Source organism: Neobacillus paridis (assembly GCF_016765675.1).
GTDB classification, from domain to species: domain Bacteria; phylum Bacillota; class Bacilli; order Bacillales; family Cytobacillaceae; genus Neobacillus; species Neobacillus paridis.
Window position 1 is genome coordinate 1 of the sequence record NZ_JAESWB010000380.1, and the last position, 18,172, is coordinate 18,172.

Annotated in this window: 14 protein-coding genes; 7 read left to right on the forward strand and 7 right to left on the reverse strand. The window is 41.0% G+C overall.

Going from position 1 to position 18,172, the window contains the following annotated elements; translation table 11 throughout:
* Positions 1–737 precede the first annotated feature (737 nt).
* Together JK635_RS23250 and JK635_RS23255 are read left to right on the forward strand one after the other, a co-directional pair.
* A complete protein-coding gene (locus tag JK635_RS23250) occupies positions 738–2,495 on the forward strand; it encodes an ABC transporter ATP-binding protein (protein WP_202656342.1) in 1,758 nt (585 codons plus the stop codon).
* A complete protein-coding gene (locus tag JK635_RS23255; protein ID WP_202656343.1) occupies positions 2,492–4,507 on the forward strand; it encodes an ABC transporter ATP-binding protein in 2,016 nt (671 codons plus the stop codon). The genes JK635_RS23250 and JK635_RS23255 overlap by 4 nt, the downstream gene beginning before the upstream one ends.
* A 355-nt stretch (positions 4,508–4,862) precedes the next feature.
* On the opposite strand, the gene JK635_RS23260 is transcribed toward JK635_RS23255, so the two are convergent.
* Entirely contained in the window at positions 4,863–5,066 is a 204-nt protein-coding gene (locus JK635_RS23260) for an alpha/beta-type small acid-soluble spore protein (RefSeq protein ID WP_202656344.1), read from the reverse strand.
* 301 nt (positions 5,067–5,367) lie between these two features.
* Between JK635_RS23260 and JK635_RS23265 the strand changes: the two genes are divergently transcribed.
* Positions 5,368–5,610, forward strand: a complete 243-nt coding sequence (locus tag JK635_RS23265; RefSeq protein ID WP_202656345.1) for a hypothetical protein — start codon at positions 5,368–5,370, stop codon at positions 5,608–5,610.
* 127 nt (positions 5,611–5,737) lie between these two features.
* Here the strand turns inward: JK635_RS23265 and JK635_RS23270 are convergent, their stop codons facing one another.
* The 6 genes from JK635_RS23270 to JK635_RS23295 form a co-directional block, all read right to left on the reverse strand.
* The gene (locus JK635_RS23270) at positions 5,738–6,838 is read right to left on the reverse strand and encodes an ABC transporter ATP-binding protein (RefSeq protein ID WP_202656346.1); all 1,101 of its coding nucleotides are present in this window, start codon (positions 6,836–6,838) and stop codon (positions 5,738–5,740) included.
* Positions 6,839–6,943: 105 nt separating this feature from the next.
* Complete coding sequence (locus tag JK635_RS23275) at positions 6,944–7,849, reverse strand: PucR family transcriptional regulator (RefSeq protein ID WP_202656347.1); 906 nt, start codon at positions 7,847–7,849, stop codon at positions 6,944–6,946.
* A gap of 208 nt (positions 7,850–8,057) precedes the next feature.
* The gene (locus JK635_RS23280) at positions 8,058–9,098 is read right to left on the reverse strand and encodes a YheC/YheD family endospore coat-associated protein (protein ID WP_202656348.1); all 1,041 of its coding nucleotides are present in this window, start codon (positions 9,096–9,098) and stop codon (positions 8,058–8,060) included.
* Positions 9,095–10,459, reverse strand: a complete 1,365-nt coding sequence (locus JK635_RS23285; RefSeq protein WP_202656349.1) for a YheC/YheD family endospore coat-associated protein — start codon at positions 10,457–10,459, stop codon at positions 9,095–9,097. The genes JK635_RS23280 and JK635_RS23285 overlap by 4 nt, the downstream gene beginning before the upstream one ends.
* Positions 10,437–11,540 (reverse strand): YheC/YheD family endospore coat-associated protein, encoded by a 1,104-nt coding sequence (locus JK635_RS23290; RefSeq protein ID WP_202656350.1) that lies wholly within the window; start codon positions 11,538–11,540, stop codon positions 10,437–10,439. Before JK635_RS23290 ends, JK635_RS23285 begins: the two co-directional genes overlap by 23 nt.
* Position 11,541: 1 nt before the next feature.
* Positions 11,542–12,918, reverse strand: a complete 1,377-nt coding sequence (locus tag JK635_RS23295; RefSeq protein ID WP_202656351.1) for a YheC/YheD family endospore coat-associated protein — start codon at positions 12,916–12,918, stop codon at positions 11,542–11,544.
* A gap of 270 nt (positions 12,919–13,188) precedes the next feature.
* On the opposite strand from JK635_RS23295, the gene JK635_RS23300 reads away from it, so the two are divergent.
* The 4 genes from JK635_RS23300 (at position 13,189) to JK635_RS23315 (ending at position 18,155) form a co-directional block, all read left to right on the forward strand.
* On the forward strand, positions 13,189–13,539 hold the full coding sequence (locus JK635_RS23300; protein ID WP_202656352.1) for a YlbF/YmcA family competence regulator: 351 nt from the start codon (positions 13,189–13,191) through the stop codon (positions 13,537–13,539).
* Positions 13,540–13,651: 112 nt separating this feature from the next.
* Positions 13,652–14,521 (forward strand): Cof-type HAD-IIB family hydrolase, encoded by an 870-nt coding sequence (locus tag JK635_RS23305; protein ID WP_202656377.1) that lies wholly within the window; start codon positions 13,652–13,654, stop codon positions 14,519–14,521.
* 255 nt (positions 14,522–14,776) lie between these two features.
* Positions 14,777–16,288 (forward strand): coproporphyrinogen III oxidase, encoded by a 1,512-nt coding sequence (locus JK635_RS23310; protein ID WP_202656353.1) that lies wholly within the window; start codon positions 14,777–14,779, stop codon positions 16,286–16,288.
* Positions 16,289–16,535: 247 nt separating this feature from the next.
* Positions 16,536–18,155 (forward strand): long-chain fatty acid--CoA ligase, encoded by a 1,620-nt coding sequence (locus tag JK635_RS23315; RefSeq protein ID WP_202656354.1) that lies wholly within the window; start codon positions 16,536–16,538, stop codon positions 18,153–18,155.
* The last annotated feature ends 17 nt before the right edge of the window (positions 18,156–18,172 follow it).

The window sequence follows — 18,172 nt, forward strand, 5'->3', positions numbered from 1 at the left end:
TATTGGATTTGGACGGATTACCACCTGACCTATCCATTATAAAGGACTTTTTCTTTGCAGAGAATAATAAAATTGAACATTTCGAGTATTCCTAATAGTGAAATTAAATTAATGCAACACTAGTGACCCTATATATATTCTATAGGAAACGAACATTGTTTTTTGTAAAAAGAATGAAAAATTTGTTACGTTTTCCAATAATTTTATATTAAACTTTTCAATTGCAAGGCAAAATAGTTGCAAATGTGGGGAAAGAGGTGTTCTGGATGATCATCGTGATGCAGGGAGCATCTGAAATCATTGCTTATGGAACCGCTGCCTGGATAAAATAATTTGTGAAAATTAGGAATTGACATATAGAAAAACTGGTGATAACCTAACAAGGTAAGAAAAAAAAGGAAATGGAGGGTTACGACATGATTGAGCTTAAAAAAGTCCAGCCAACAACTGAATATATCAACGTAACCTGTCCAGGTGAATAATCCGATTATCCTTTAATGTTTTTCAACAGATAACTTAACACAGGTTACGTTCCTTTGTGATACGTAATGTGTGTTTTTTTGTCTCTTTTTTCGGGTTGAAGATAGGGCATACTGCACGTTTTAAGCGGTATGCTCTATTTTTTTCAATAAAAATAGAGGAGGAAAAACAAATGAAACCCAAATTCCTAATTAGATTCGCAAGCAAAAATATCGAGATAGAAAGCGGATAGGTTCAACAAAAGGGGGAGTGCCATTATGTTTTCAGTATTAAAAAAACTAAGCTGGTTTTTTAAAGAAAACTGGCAGCGTTATGCGATCGCGATACCATTGCTTATTATTGTAGGGTTAATTGATATCCTGCCGCCAAAATTGATTGGAATGGCCATTGATGATATCCATATTGGTACGATGACCGGAAATAAAATAGGACTCTATTTGATAGCTCTTCTCATTATTATGATTTCATCCTACGGTCTAAGCTACATTTGGCAGTATTTATTATTTGGCGGAGCGTTTCTGGTAGAACGTAAACTTAGATCAAGATTTGTCCAGCATCTGTTAAAAATGACCCCGGCCTTTTATGAGAAAAATCGTACCGGGGACTTAATGGCCCGGGCGACGAATGACTTAAAAGCCATCTCGATGACAGCAGGGTTTGGAATTTTAACGCTCGTCGACTCAAGTGCCTGGATGCTGACACTATTGTTAACAATGGGCTTTTTGATCAGCTGGAAACTGACATTGGCCGCAATCATCCCGCTACCTATAATGGCAGTCCTGATGCAAATGTACGGGAAAAGAATTCATATCCGCTTTATGGAAGCGCAGGATTCCTTCGGTAAGTTAAATGACAGCGTATTGGAATCTGTCGCCGGTGTCAGGGTGATCCGCGCCTATGTTCAGGAAAACGCCGATAGCCGAAGATTCGGGCAGTTGACCGAGGATATTTACCAAAAAAATATGAAAGTAGCACTGATTGATTCTTTATTCGATCCTACCATAAAAATTTTAGTTGGAATCAGCTATTTAATAGGTCTTGGCTATGGTGCGTACCTGGTTTTTCATCAGACCATTACTCTGGGGAATCTTGTTTCGTTCAATGTTTACTTAGGGATGTTAATTTGGCCGATGTTTGCCATTGGCGAATTAATCAATGTCATGCAGCGCGGCAATGCCTCGTTAGACCGTGTTAATGAAACATTGCGCTACAAAGAAGAAGTAACCGATCCGTCAAAGCCAACATCCTTAAGTGCCGCTGAAAAAATTGACTTTAAACAAGTGACCTTCCGCTATCCATCGTCGAAATTTGATAACCTGAAAAATATTGATCTATCTCTTCATCAAGGCGAGACACTCGGGATAGTTGGGAAAACAGGCAGTGGAAAAACCACATTTATTAAGCAATTATTAAGGCAATATCCGCTTGGTCAAGGAGATGTCTCAATTTCTGATATTTCCCTGGATGAGCAAACGCTTGAGCAGGTACGGGGCTGGATTGGCTATGTTCCCCAGGACCATATTCTTTTTTCAAAAAGCGTAAAGGAAAATATTTTATTCGGTAAAGAAGATGCCAGCCCTGAAGAAATGAATAGAGCCATTGATTTGGCAGCTTTTCGTCAGGATTTGGAAATGCTGCCGGAAGGGTTGGAAACGCTCGTCGGCGAAAAGGGTGTCGCCCTTTCAGGGGGGCAGAAGCAGCGAATCTCAATTGCCAGAGCACTCATCAAAAATCCGGAAATCCTGATTCTTGATGATGCTTTATCGGCTGTCGATGCGAAAACAGAGAAACAAATTATCGATAATATCCGTCAGGTTCGCAGCAATAAGACAACGATTATAACCACACATCGCATGTCCGCGGTTCAGCATGCGGATCACATTATTGTCCTTGATGAAGGTAACATCATCGAGAAAGGAACACATGAACAATTGTTTGAGCAAAATGGCTGGTACAAGGAGCAATTGATCCGCCAACAGATTGAAAACAAAGTGGCAGAGGAGGTGTCAGTATGAAACCAGGAAAAAGATTAATTCAATACGCCTTATCCTATAAGAAAATCATTTTTGCAGCACTGGTCATGCTGACCATTTCTGTTGCAACCGACCTAGCCGGCCCGTTCATTGCAAAAAATGTGATTGACCAGCACATTCTCGGAATCGAATCTGTCTGGTATGAAACTTCAAGCAGTAGGAACGCTGCTAAATTTAATGGCAGCTATTATAAACGGGAGACCAATTTTTCCAAGGGTGAGCCAAAAGGAGACCCGGCCCGTATTCTTCAAGTTGGCAGCAAATTTGTATTTACAGACGAATTACTGGCCTTTGATGGGAAACGGAGTTTAAACAAGGACGTATTGACAATTACGCAAGGAGCAAAAACAGCTGAATACCAAGTTCAAGTTCTAAAAGGAAATGAGCTGTTGCGATTTTACCAGCCGGAAATTCCGAGTATCATCCAATTGCTACTGCTCTATTTTGGATTATTAGTGGTATCGGCGATTTTTCAATATGGCGAGCGATATTTACTGCAACAATCCGCCAACCGCATTATTCAAAAAATGCGGGAGGATGTCTTTAACCATATTCAGCGGCTGCCTATTCATTATTTTGATAATCTGCCTGCGGGAAAAGTGGTTGCAAGGATTACCAATGACACAGAGGCGATCCGCGAACTGTACGTTACCGTTTTGGCGGCGTTCTTTACCAGCGCGATATATATCAGCGGGATTTATGTTGCTTTGTTTATTTTAAATCCCAAGCTGGCGGCCATCTGTCTATTGCTACTGCCGATTCTGTATATTTGGATGCTGGTATACCGGAAATTTGCTTCGAAATATAACCGCGTCATTCGCTCACGGAACAGCGATATAAATGCGATGATTAACGAATCAATTCAAGGGATGAGTATTATTCAGGCGTTTGGCCGTGAGAAAGAAACGAAAGCGGAATTCGAAAAGTTGAACAACCAACATTTTACCTACCAAAATAAATTGTTAACCCTTAACTCTTTAACCTCACATAACCTGGTTGGAGTATTGCGCAATCTGATTTTCGTTGCCTTTATCTGGTATTTTGGCGCTCAGTCGCTTGTCCCCTCCGCGGTCATTTCCCTGGGAATGCTCTACGCCTTTGTTGATTATATCAACCGCCTGTTCGAGCCGGTACAGGGAGTGGTGAACCAGCTTGCCAATTTGGAACAGGCACTCGTCGCTGGGGAGCGGGTTTTCAAGCTCTTGGATGAGCCGGGTGAAAACGTCAGTCAGGAGCGCATTCCTCGGATTAAAGGGAATGTTTCATTTAAAAATGTATCGTTTGCCTATAAAGAGGGCGAATATGTACTAAAGAATATTAATTTTTCGGCGAAACAGGGAGAAACGATTGCCCTTGTCGGCCACACCGGCTCCGGAAAAAGCTCAATCATGAATCTGTTGTTTCGCTTTTATGATTGTCAAAAGGGAAAAATCGTTATTGACGGAAAGGATATTGAATGTATTCCAAGGCAAACATTAAGAAACCATATGGGAATCGTTTTACAGGATCCCTATTTATTTACCGGGACAATTGTGTCCAATGTTAGTTTACAAGACCCATCGATTACAAGAGAAAAAGTTGAGCAGGCACTAAAAGACGTTGGCGCGGCCCGTGTCTTTAAAAATTTGGAAAATGGCTATGATGAACCGGTGATTGAAAAGGGCAGCACCTTGTCCAGCGGACAGCGTCAGTTAATTTCTTTCGCCCGGGCATTGGCATTTAATCCGGCGATTTTAATATTAGATGAGGCAACTTCCAGTATTGATACAGAGACGGAAGCTTTGATTCAAGAAGCGATGGAAGTGCTAAAGAAAGGGAGAACAACCTTTATCATTGCCCACCGATTATCAACGATTCGCAATGCAGACCAAATTCTTGTTTTAGACCGTGGGTCGATTGTTGAACAAGGAACACATGATGAGTTAATGGCGTTAGCGGGCAAGTACCACCAAATGTACCAGCTACAGCAAGGGGGAGCAGAATTAGCCGGATAAAATGAGCAAAAAACCCGAAAGTTCACAAAATGTTCGATTTTCCGCCATGAAAGTGTAATAAAAGTCACAAGAAAAAGCCCCATTTTATGATAATTTAAAAATGTTTAACATCATTCAAATGGGGTGGGACAAAAATTATGGATTTTTCAATTGTACTTGCAATCGGAAGTGTATTAGTGCTTGTATATTTTATTGGGTATACAATTACGACTCATTAAAAGCTGCAGATGATAATCTGTGGCTTTTTTTTGCATAAGCAAGGGTATTGCCGTTAAAGCAGCAAATGAAAGCCCCCTCTGAAAAGAGGGGACTTTAGGCCATATTATTAACTTGTTATAAAAAGGGTTGCTTGCGTTTAACGTTGGAATCCACTAAGGTGTGATTGAGCCATTGAAACAAGACGCTTAGTGATTTCTCCTCCGACAGATCCGTTGGCACGTGAAGTAGTGTCTGCCCCAAGGTTTACACCAAACTCTTGAGCAATTTCATACTTCATTTGGTTAAGAGCTTCTTGTACTCCTGGTACTAGAAGTTGATTAGAGTTGTTGTTGTTAGCCATAGTTGTATAACACTCCTCTTTAAAAAGTTTGGGGTTAGTATGGATTTGCACCATATTTGGATTTACCTAAAGCCATCTAGGCCTAACCCATGTCGGTAAGAAAAAACTTGGTTGGATGAACCGGAATTGCACCGGTAACTACCCTTGATGGTTTCATCCAATGTTGGATTGTAGCTTGTAATCTTTATTATGGTTTAATCTTGTTTGCTTATTCGATAGAATCATTAGTAATTTATTCCACCACATAGGGAAAACAAAGTAGCATAAACTAGGGAAAACAATAAACAAAAGGGTGAAGGAAATGTCAGTATGCCCGGTTTGTAATGGTTTGCGGGAAGTATATTTACTTTGTGCCAATTGCGGGGAACCTATGTTGGAATGCGGCAAGTTAATGGATTATTATGATGATTACAGTCCCTATATGGAGATTGACTTGATGAAGCTTGAAGATGGATATTCTGATAACCATTCAAGTCGCAAATGTGCCCATTTTTATCGCTGCCCTGGCTGTCAAAAGGAAGATGTGGTTATTATAAAAGAATAAGAAAAGAGGGTGGTGGAAAGGCCGGAAGCGATTGGCATCCAAAGGTCATAATAGAAAAAGCCCCGCCATTTTACGGGGCTTATCTAATATTACGGCGTCCTTAGGAATACTTCAAGAAGAACGAAAATTAAGGACGAACTCTCAGCTCGGCGTCAGCATCAAAGAAGTGAGCTTTATTTAAATCAAATGCCAGTTCTATTGAGTCGCCATGTTTAATATCGGCACGTGAATCAAGGCGGGCAACAAAATCCTGGCCATCAAGGTTGGAGTAAATCATTAATTCCGCTCCGGTTAATTCAGCAACATCAATTTTTGCAGTAATTTTAGTACCGCTTGAGGCCTCGATGAAAACTGGCTCGTCATGAATATCCTCTGGGCGAATCCCGAGAATCATCTCTTTTCCAACATAACCTTGCTCACGGAGGTATTTCATTTTGCCTTCAGGTATAGTGATGGTGGAATTTCCAATGATAAATTTGCCTTCTTCCAGTTTGCCGTTAAAGAAGTTCATGGCCGGAGAACCGATAAAGCCGCCGACGAAGATGTTTTCCGGCTTCTCGTAAACTTCTTTAGGCGAACCAACCTGTTGAATCACCCCATCTTTCATAACAACCAGCCTTGTTGCCATCGTCATCGCTTCCGTTTGGTCGTGGGTTACGTAGATGGTGGTTGTATTTAAACGGCGGTGCAGTTTAGCAATTTCAGCACGCATTTGCACACGGAGCTTGGCATCAAGGTTCGATAATGGTTCATCCATTAAGAATACTTTGGCATCACGGACAATCGCACGACCTAAAGCAACACGTTGACGCTGACCACCGGAGAGGGCTTTTGGTTTGCGATTTAAATAATCTTCCAGGCCGAGAATTTTGGCTGCTTCTTTCACCCGGCGATCAATTTCGGCTTTTGGGAACTTACGAAGTTTGAGTCCGAAGGCCATGTTATCATAAACGGTCATATGCGGATAAAGAGCGTAGTTTTGGAAAACCATCGCGATATCGCGGTCCTTTGGTGCCACATCATTAACGCGTTTCCCATCAATATAGAAATCCCCTTTTGAAATTTCTTCAAGACCAGCGATCATCCGCAAAGTGGTCGATTTTCCGCATCCTGAAGGACCAACAAAGACGATAAATTCTTTATCTTCAATATGAAGATTAAAGTCCGAAACAGCGGTAACTTTATTATCATAAATTTTATAGATATGGTCCAATTTTAATTCTGCCATCTTTAATGCCTCCTGTGATATTAATAATCTCAGTTTAACGGATATATCAATTTTTCATAATCGTCAGGTTGCACAAAGTTTGAAAGCGCTCTTTTGGGCATCTTGTCATTTTTGTTGATAGTCAAATAGAAGACAGGCCAGAAAGACCGTAAAGGCACCGTAAAAATCTTTTAGGCTGAGCCCGGTTTTTTCGGTAAATTTATCAATTCGGTATTGAAGGGTATTCCGATGAATATATAATTTTTTGGCTGTAAGGCTGGCGTTTAAATTATTTTCGAGAAAAATTTTCAGGGTTGAGAATAACTCCGGGTCTTGTTGAAAAATTTCTAATATCTCGTTATTTACCTTTTGCTTAATTTCTTCAGGTAAATGATAGGCAAGATATGCCGGAAAAATTCGTTCATATGTAAAAATATTCGTGCTGTTTAAATGGGCAAGTCCAAATGCGAAGAAGTCTCTTTCTTCTCGAAATCTTGAAGGGAGCAGCTTTGTAAGCGGATAACGCTTCCCGATGAAAAAAGAAATTTTAACATAAAAATCACTTTCTAATGTGCCGGTCATAGCGATTAATTCTTCCTCAGTTAAAGCGATTTGTGACTTCTCCTCAATGACAATCCCTCGATGATTGTTTTCCCAAAAAATAATGACTTCTTCGCTGAAAAATCCGGTTAACGCGGTTTCAATTTCTGAAGGATCCGGATTATGATGATGAAGATAAAACTGAATCAAACGGACGTTATTTTCCTTCTTCTGGCTGGGGGGCGGTCCATCCATTAATAAGAATTCATACCATGTTTGTGGCAATGTCATGGCGGATGATGGTTCGTATTCCACAAGTGTGAAAAGTGATTTCAACAGCTGTAATTCCTGCTCGCTTACAGATGATTTCAATAGGCCGATCCATTCGTTTTCGGCTTCATTGTAAAAGATGAAATATTGGTCCATGGGTTTCTCAGGACGATTCGATAATAAAATGGAATCTTTAAAATGTGTTAACAGTTTTTTAAACATATGACATTCCCCATTAAATTACATTTTGTTTAATTATAACAAACGCAAAAAAAGCTGAGCCATGTTTCTTTAGCCCAGCAGCGTAATAAGAAACACTTCACCCGGGAATATTTTTGTTTTCAAATAATGGTTTAAATTGGAAGTGGTGATCGTTTCATCATTCCCCTTAATGATAGCTATTATTAGCTTACCTGTTTCATGGAATGATTTAAATATCATTTTTTGCAAGTTGGCAAAATAATCGGCAGAGCTGAGCAATTTTAGCTGATTCAATTTCCGGTTCATCGAAGCTCATTGGCTTGGAATTCACCTCATAAATATAATATTGTCCTGTTTTGCTTACCGCGGCATCAATTGAAAATTCACCAAAAAAGCCATACCGTTCTGATAATGTCTTTCCAATTGGCGGGATGATGGTTTGAATGAATTGATCATGTGAGGCAGTTTGCAAAAGTTGATACGGAACCAGCCTCCCCCCCGATGGAATATGAGTGGTGATGTCCTGCTTTTGTGACTGGCGGATGCCTATGCCTGTTAAGACATAGTGTGTACCGGAAGCATGGGCAAGGATGCGGAAATCAAATCGCTTGCCGTTGTATTGTTCAGACTGAATATCCTCCTGGGCAATATATCTTTTTCTCAGTAGCTTCTCGCCCCATTCCTGCCAAAACTGCTCGTAACTTTCATACAATATCTGTTGTTTTCTCCCGGTTAATGATAAGGAGGGTGACTGAGCCAGACGATAAATTCCGTTTCCCTTAGAAGAGTTGCAGGGCTTTAAATAGATGGAAGAATGAGTTTCCAATAACTTTAATAAATTTTGCTTATTCTCAATCAAGCTGGTTTTAGGTAAAAATTTGCTGATGATGGAGTCGTGTTGGAAGCATTGATAAAGCTCGTATTTATCAATAAAGCAAGGATTAAAAAAGGGAATTCCTTTTTCCTTCAAGCGTAAGAAAAAGTTCTGGACTTCTTCACTTTGCTCCACTGTTCGATCGGGGATTCGATTGTAGACAACATCAGGAAAGGGAAACTGCGATTTCATCCAGCTGTTTTTTCTAACTGAAAAAACAAAGCCGTCAATTTCATTTTCATGGATTCCTTCCACAGTAAAGACAAAGCTTATTCCACCAGATGAAATAAGCTTTTGCTGCAGGCTTTTAAACAGCCGGCTGTTTCCGGCAATTGCTCCATTTCCTTTTTGTGCAGTGATGATGCCAATTAACGGTTTTCGTTGTGCTTTCTTCATTTATACATTTCCTCGGGGTGTAGCAACGATTTTTCCGCGAGAAAGACCGCAAAAGCGATCGATAACTTTCGCGTTAATAAATCAAAGGCTTGTAATTCTGGATGACTGAAAATCGACCGCCCCGGTTTGGAGTTTGCTTCAAAGAGCCAGACATTCCCATGGCGGTCAATCCCTAAATCGAAACCAATCTCGCCAATGATTCCTTCCATATTCTGTTCCAGTGCATGGCTTAAATGAAGAGCAGCCGTTTCAAGCTTTTCTTTATATTCCGCCGCCTTTTTCAGTGGGAAAATTTCGCTCAAAGTTTTGATTTCACCGCCGCTGCGTTTGTGAGTTGTAACACTGCCAGGACCGGCAATTTTGGCCGCAATCGCACTTACCTGCCATATCCCGGCGTCATCTTTATTAGTATGAACCCGAAAGTCAACGGCACGCTGATTCATTCTTAGTAAATGGATACCTTGTTGGACGACCATTTTATCAAGCGGCTGGTGAGCAAATACGAGTTCGAACATTTTTTCAAGGCTATGAAATTTCCTTAAGCGGTTCACCTCACCTTTTTCCTGGTAACGGCAATAATATTCATTTGTCTGTTTGTCATAAATAATTTGATGGATTCCCAGCCCAAGGCTGCCATTTTTCGGTTTAATATAGACGTGTCCATACTTGGAAAGCATCGACTCGATATGGGAGAAAGAGGTGAAAGGGTGGGTCTCGGGTAGATACCTTTCAACCGATGCATCCTGCTGCAGTCTTTCGTACACTTCCAGTTTGTTAAAAAAGCCCGGATTATACCAGGGTATCATATATTCTTTTTGCAGCCGTTCTTTTACCTTTTTTTGCTTTTGTCTTTTTTCACTGCGGCGGTTTGGCAGGCGGTCGTAAATGACATTTGGGAACGGCACTTCATATTTCTGCCATTTATTTTTATAAAAGAAATATCCCTCTATGATGCCTTGCTCCCAATCAATTTGCTGTTCTCCAAACAGGAAGGAGAGCGCACCAACAGATTTGTTGACTGATAACAAATTCGCAAAAAAAGCCGTTCGTTCACCGAGGGGCTGGCCAAAATTCTGGGTAAAGCCGGAGGTGAAAATTCCCACAAGCGGTCCAATTGTCAGCACTTCATTTTTGATAAAGGCATGCAGTGGAATATTTAAATTGGGGTATTGAAGCTGCCGTTGAATTCTTTTGCTGATGACAATACGGTCATGGCTGTCGGGATGTGGGTAGAAATCGACGGCCATTGACTTAGAACCGAAGGCAATTCGTTTAATGATCCGACCTTTAAGCAGCGCTTCCGGGCAAAATACGATTAACTGGTCATTTTGTACAACCTCAATGAGATAACGTTTTCGCATAAAAGCTCTTCCTTTCCTGTTGTTCCAGTCCAAGGAGGTGTTTTGCATAAAGAAGCGGGGCATGGATAAGCGTTTCCTTCATTTCCGGTGCTGTTTGTAAAATGACCTTTCTCCCCGGCTTCGAGTTAAGGTCAAGGATCCAGATAGAACCGTTTTTGGCGATACCGATATCAACACCAATTTCAAATAATGGAAGAAATTTACTTTCTAGTAATAGCGGTAGATGATTTAGAATGTAGTTTAATTCGGAACGGATGTATTCCGCTGTTGTTGGCGGCAGCGTATCGGCCCATTCCGTAAAGTTCTTGACTATTCCTCCGGCACTTAAGTTGGACAAGATTCCTCCCATTGTTCCTGTGCGAATTCCCCGGCCGCGTTCGGTCCAGATTCCCTGCTCGTTTTTCTGCAGCAGAATGCGAATGTCAAACGGCTGTAAGCTCTGATCGTATAATTCAAGGTATGGCTGCAAGAGATATTTTTTTGCCTGAATTAATGGTTTTAACCATCTTAACAGCTTGAGCTTATTTGGAAAAATTCGCGAAATAATCTGCTTTTGCTTCTCCGTTTTTACATGAAAACTATTGTCGTTTTTCTTGATATAATAAATCCCGTGGCCTTGTGAGCCGTTAATTGGTTTTAAAACGATTTTTCTTCTTGCCTCCAGCTCTTGAAAGACCATTTCACTGTCAGAAACAAACACAGATACCGGTAAATAGGGAGAAAGTATAGAGTCCTTTAAGGATTCATAAAGTTCTAGTTTATTCGGTAGCCCATAGCCGAGGAAAGTAATATCGTTTCTGTTTTTTAACCATGAGACGATGGGGAGACATTGCTTGGAGTGATCGTCATCGCCGTAAAAACAGCGGTCATAAAGGACAGAAGGAATGGGAAAATCACCATCCACCCATTGATTGGTTAGAGAATCAAACCTTTTTCCTTTAACCTGCTGTGAGTATGGGTTAATTTGTGATGGGATAAACCAGAAACATTCAATATCAAATTTCTTTGCCAACCTGGCGATTTCCGTGAGATAGGTGGCCTCACTATCCGGGGTTAACGTCATAATGCCAAATGCAATCAATTTAACCAATCTCCCTTTCTGTATTTTCATCAAATGCCAGAACCGTACAAAATTGGACAATCGCCCTCGCTGACGGTCTGACTTTACCTTGGGTTTCAGCAAATGATTTCGAAGGTTTGGAGTTCACTTCGATTAACCAGGGCTTTCCCTCGCTGTCGACGCCGATGTCAATTCCTAGTTCAGCAATGATTCCCGCTGAATGTGTACTGATCCCTGCAGCAATCTCTAATGCCAATTGCTTCATTTGTGCTAAGCACTCTTTCGCTTTTTGGATATCCATCACATTTATTAATGCCTCCAACGGCCGCATGATGGTACCGCCCCGGGCCAAATTAGAGACAATTTCTTGCTCCGCCCCGACTCTGGCGATGATTGAAGTTATTTCCCAGCGAGTTGGCTGATGCTTATGACATAACACGCGAAAATCCATTGGCCGCAAATCTTTCGTTATCAAAGAGACTCCTTGCTGAATGATATAGATGCGATTTTGCAGTTCCGGTTTTAGCCGCTGATATAACTCTTCCAGGAAAAAAGGTTTTTCAAATGGTTCTTTGCCGGTTTTTACCGAGGATTGAACGAAATAACTGTTATCCTTATGCTTGCTTATTTTCAAGATGTTTTTACCTTGGCTTCCGTGGATTGGTTTGATAAAAACCGTGTCATATTTTTGTACAAATTCATAAAGGTTTTCTTTTGAAAAAATCTTTGTCTCGGGAATGGCAGAAAAGAGGCTGACTTCCTTCTTTAAATGTTCATAAACTTCCAACTTGGATAAAAAGCGATCATTAAATAACGGGATCATTAATAGTTCAAGCTGTTGGCGGAATTGTTTGTATTTTATCTTCTGTTCCAGTTGCCGTGAATGGATCCGGTTGTAGATGACATCAGGTAAAGGAAGTTCAGCCGGAATCCACTTTTCATTTTGAAAGAAAAATCCTTTAGTTGAAAAGTCTTTATAGGAAAACACATAAAAAAAACCGCCGTTTTTCGAAATAACTTGATGAAGTTCCTCACAAAATTTATGGACAGTACGAAAATGAGGATCTTCGTTATTAATATGGAAGTTTGTCAGCAGTGCAATCACAGGTCCGAGCTTAAGTGTATGAGTGTTAGAGCGGTAAATGGCCTGAAATTTGTATCTTTGATTTGGCAGGTGCAGGCTTCTTGTGATATTTTCCGGTAGAATGATTTCATTTTCAGCCATTGCCATAGTTTGAATGTTCGTACTGACGATTGTTTTTCCCAGTGAAAGATACAGGTTTTGCGTATTAGTAATGTTTAATTTTTCCAATAATTGCTGTGACATTTGTATAAGCCGGTCATTTTGATTGGCTGCTTTCCGAATCGAGATCATAATCGAGGTTAATGGAACAGACATACACATTCCTCATTTTCCGGTAAATGAAAGCTCGTCAATTGGCGAGTCCGTTTGGACGGTTCATAAGGCGTAGTTGAATTTATGCGACATAGTAAAGAATAAAATTTGGGAAAATTTTATATTTTTCTATTAGCCAAAATAGCCTATAGGCATCCGTTGATAGTGTAATGTATGTCATTCCGCGGCAGAAGGTGATTCGAACATTTTCGCTATTTCTTGAATAATTTGGTATAGTTATTAAGATTTACCCATTAAAGGAGTGACCTAAAGATGGCAGTTAACTTATATGATTCCGCTTACGCATTGGAAGCGGCAATCCGTGAAAGCGATGAATTTTTATATTTGAAAATGATGTACGATGGAGTAAATGCTGATCCAGCCTCGAAAAATATGTTTGACCACTTTCGGGAAATTCAAATGACTCTTCAACAAAAGCAAATGACCGGCCAAAACATTTCCGAGCAAGAGCTCCAGCAGGCGCAGGCATCGGTTCTTCAAGTACAACAAAATGAAAAGATCTTTCGGCTGATGGAAGCCGAGCAACGGATGAACATGATCATTCACGAGATCAACCAAGTGGTGATGAAACCATTATTAGAACTATACGGTGAAAGGCAATAAGCGGCAGAGGTTGTAAATGGTATCATCACGTTGCTGATGGACTGTTCTATTAATGAGTGAAAAGTCATAAAAGTGATATAGAGGAATTTCACCAAGAACAGGGGGCACCATGATGATTTATCGCTTGCTTGCACTAAATATTGATGGGACTGTTTTACAAACAAATGGGAAGCTTCATAAGTCAACAAAGGAAGCTATCGAATATGTTCAGCAAAAAGGTATCTACGTCACACTGGTGACATCACGCAGTTTTCCATCGGCAAGAAAAGTAGCTAAAGCTTTAAAAATTAAAATGCCGCTCGTGACCCATCAAGGGGCGTATATAGCCGGTTCGGAGGAAAAACCGATTTATGTAAAGCGAATCAATGAGGGCATTACGTATGATATTGTGCGATTTTTCGAGGCACTTCCCTGTCAGATCCGACTCGTCCACGAACAGTTTTCGCTGGCCAACAAGTTTAAGATTCAAAATGATTTATTATCAAAGACGATATTTACGACAGGAGAGCCTTTCGTTTACTCGCAGCAATTCGTCAATTCATTAAGTGAGTATTTACATGACCAGCCAATGACTCCTTCGAAAATCGAAGTATATTTTGAAAAAAAGCGTGATTTGCTTGATGCAAAAGCTGCCCTTGAAAAAATGTACAGTGAAGTTGAAGCGTATGAGCTTGATCCTTTAAGGATAGACATCGTTCCGACGGGCGCTTCCAAACTCACCGGCTTAACCTATCTTGGAAACCAGTTCGGAATTAAACTTAAAGAAATGGTTTATATCGGTGATGGACTTGATGATATTCCGGTCATTGAGGCTGTTGGCCTGGGCGTGTCGATGGGAAATGCACCGTCTGCGGTTAAAAAGGCTTCCGATTGGGTTACCAGATCAGAAAATGATCAAGGGGTAGCGTACATGGTAATGGAACACTTCCGGAAACAGCAACCAATCGAATTTCTACGGAAGATGAAAATTATCAAACCGTAAAGAGATATCACGGGCTTCGGTCCTGTGGTATTTTTTTGTGATAAAGGGGAGAGCCAAGCCACAGTGAAAGAATATGTCCATTTGCCAAATGAATCTTTACTTAAAGCGCCTAAAATGGCGGGAACTGGTTCTTTAAATTAATTTTCATCGTTTTTCCGGCCGATAACAGTTGTTGGTGAATCATTACCTCTATATTGACCTAATATTGACGATTTTGTACACTTAAAGGAAATTCTGTTTGAAAGGTGATAAGATTTGCGTATTTCCATACTAGGATTAGAGGATGAAAGATTTATCCGGCCGCTGCAGTTGATAGCCAATCTATTTTTCGAAGAATCACAAATTGTCATGGCTGTTGATGGAACGGCTGATTTACAAATAAAATTTGTTTTACGGGTAGGTGAGGCAGTTTCCGTCTCGGCGGAATTATGTGACCGAGAAGGTGCTGTTTATTTTTCAAATTATCAGAAGGAACTACCTCCGGATGACTCGGACAAAGAACGGTTCAAGCAGGTGAAAAATGCTGTTTCCCATGTATATTTAACAGTCTTACAGGATTTTAGCGGAATCACTCAGAAATGGGGCATTCTAACAGGGGTAAGACCAACCAAACTGCTTCATAAAAAAATTCAGGCAGGAATACCCATGGAAGTAGCCCACCAGCAGCTGAAGGCTGATTACCTTATTACGGATGAAAAAATCCAGCTAATGCAGCAAATTGTTGACCGCCAATTATCCGTCGTGCCAGATCTGTATTCGCTGCGGCAGGAAGTGAGCATCTATATCGGGATTCCATTCTGCCCAACGAAATGTGCTTATTGCACCTTCCCAGCTTATGCGATTAATGGACGCCAGGGTTCCGTCGATTCCTTTTTAGGCGGCCTTCATTATGAAATGCGGAAAATTGGTGAATGGCTAAAGGAAAGGGGAATCAAGATTACAACTGTTTACTATGGCGGCGGCACGCCGACAAGTATTACTGCTGAAGAAATGGACTTGCTTTATGAAGAAATGTATACTTCATTTCCAGAGGTTGCCGGAATTCGCGAAATTACCGTAGAAGCGGGGCGACCCGACACAATTACGCCGGAAAAATTGGCCGTGTTGAAAAAGTGGAACATCGATCGGATCAGCATTAATCCACAGTCCTATATCCAGGAAACATTAAAAGCAATTGGCAGACATCATACCGTCGAGGAAACGATTGATAAGTTTCATTTAGCGCGCTCGGCGGGCATGAATAATATCAATATGGATTTAATAATTGGTCTCCCTGGTGAAGGAGTAACGGAATTTGCCCATACTTTGGCGGAAACCGAGAAATTAATGCCAGAATCATTAACTGTCCACACCTTGTCGTTTAAACGGGCTTCGGAAATGACAAAAAACAAGGATAGGTATCGGGTTGCCGACAGGACGGAAGTTGAAAAAATGATGGAGCTTGCGCAGGATTGGACTGCTGCTCATGGCTATGTTCCATATTATTTGTATCGGCAGAAAAATATCCTAGGCAATCTTGAGAATGTGGGTTATTCTTTACCAACTCAAGAGAGTATTTATAACATCATAATTATGGAAGAGCTGCAAACGATTATTGGGCTCGGCTGTGGGGCTTCAAGCAAATTTATTGACCCTGTAAGCGGCAAGATTACCCATTTTGCCAATCCCAAAGACCCTAAATCCTATAATGACAATTTTGAAGCATATACTGATGAAAAAATCAAAATTCTGGAAGAACTCTTTTCAGAAAACGGATCTCCTGCTTGAGGTTTAAGCGGGAGCTTTTTGTAAACATAACCACCATCCTTTTTAAAATGTAAGTCTAGTTTCATTTTATTAAAACTAGCCCAACACAGCTTAACGATATATGAATATTCTGTTACACTTTACCAATCTCCTTAGACAAAATATTGTTCTTAATAAAGGAATCCGCTGGCTTAACGGCGAATAGAATAGAGGACTGGAGCTCATAGAAATCTATGGGTTTAAAACGCTAAAGGAGTGGTTATTAGCGATGATGCAAACACCTTTAACAATGACGCAAATGATCAAAAGGGCAGAAATGTTTTTTCCAAAAAAGCAGGTGATTTCAAGGACTGCCAGCGGAATCCAGCGATTCACCTACAAACAAATGGCCGAGCGGACGCGCAGGCTTGCTGACAGGCTTGCCAAAATAGGCGTCGAAAAAGGGGATAAAGTAGGAACATTGGCATGGAACCACCATCGTCATTTAGAAGCCTATTTTGCGATTCCATGCATGGGAGCCGTCCTCCATACGATAAACATCCGGCTTTCACCGCAGCATATCACCTATATCATCAATCATGCAGAAGATAAAGTCCTCCTAGTTGACCAAGACATCCTGCCATTGCTTGAAAAGTGCGCTTCAGAATTAAAGACTGTAAAAGCCTATATTGTCATGACAGATGATCAACAGCTCCCGGAAACAACACTCTCACCAATTTATCACTACGAAGATCTTTTAAAAGAAGCAAATCCAAACTTTAACTTTCCTGAAGACATCGATGAAAATGCCCCGGCGGGAATGTGCTATACATCGGCAACCACCGGTAACCCAAAAGGAGTCATTTACACTCATCGCGGTATCGTTTTGCACAGCTTGGCGCTTGGACTTGTAGATGGCGGCGGCATCAGTGAACGGGATATCGCCATGCCAGTTGTCCCAATGTTTCATGTCAATGCCTGGGGAATGCCTTTTGCCGGGGTATGGTTTGGTACTACCTTGGTTCTGCCCGGGCCCTATTTTACCCCAAAAATATTGGCGGAATTGATTGAGCAGGAGAAGGTTACCATCACTGCGGGTGTGCCGACGATATGGCTCGGCCTGCTAAAGGAACTTGAAGAAGGCAAATATGATCTAAGCAGCTTAAGAACGGTTTTATGCGGTGGATCGGCTGCACCAAAAGGAATGATTAAAACATTTGAACAAAAATATAACATTCCATTCAAGCATGCCTACGGAATGACAGAAACAAGTCCGCTAACGCTTATTTCAACGTTAAAAAGCTACCAGGAGAACCTTGATCCCGAGGAGAAATTGGAACTTCGCTCAAAGCAAGGGACACTTGTTCCCTGCCTTGAAATGAAAATTATCGGTAAAGATGGAGAGGTCGCTTGGGACGGGAAAGAAATGGGCGAATTAGCCTTGAGGGGTCCGTGGATTGCCTCCGAATATTATAAAGATGAACGAACCGAAGATGCCTTCCGCGATGGCTGGCTCTATACCGGTGATGTGGTTACGATTGATGAGGAAGGTTTTGTCAAAATTGTCGACCGGACAAAGGATTTAATTAAGAGCGGCGGTGAATGGATTTCCTCCGTTGACTTGGAAAATGCATTAATGGCACATGAAGCAGTGTTTGAGGCCGCCGTTGTAGCCGTACCGCACGAACAGTGGCAGGAGCGGCCAATTGCTTGTGTCGTATTAAAAGATGCCTATAAAGGAAAAACAACAAAAGAAGAATTATTTGACTTTTTAAAACCACAGTTTGCAAAGTGGTGGATTCCGGATGATATACTTTTCCTTGAAGAAATTCCGAAGACATCTGTCGGGAAATTTCTAAAACGGACACTTCGGGATCAAGTGCAAAAAGGAGTCATTAACAAGAATTAACCAACCACAGGACAAGG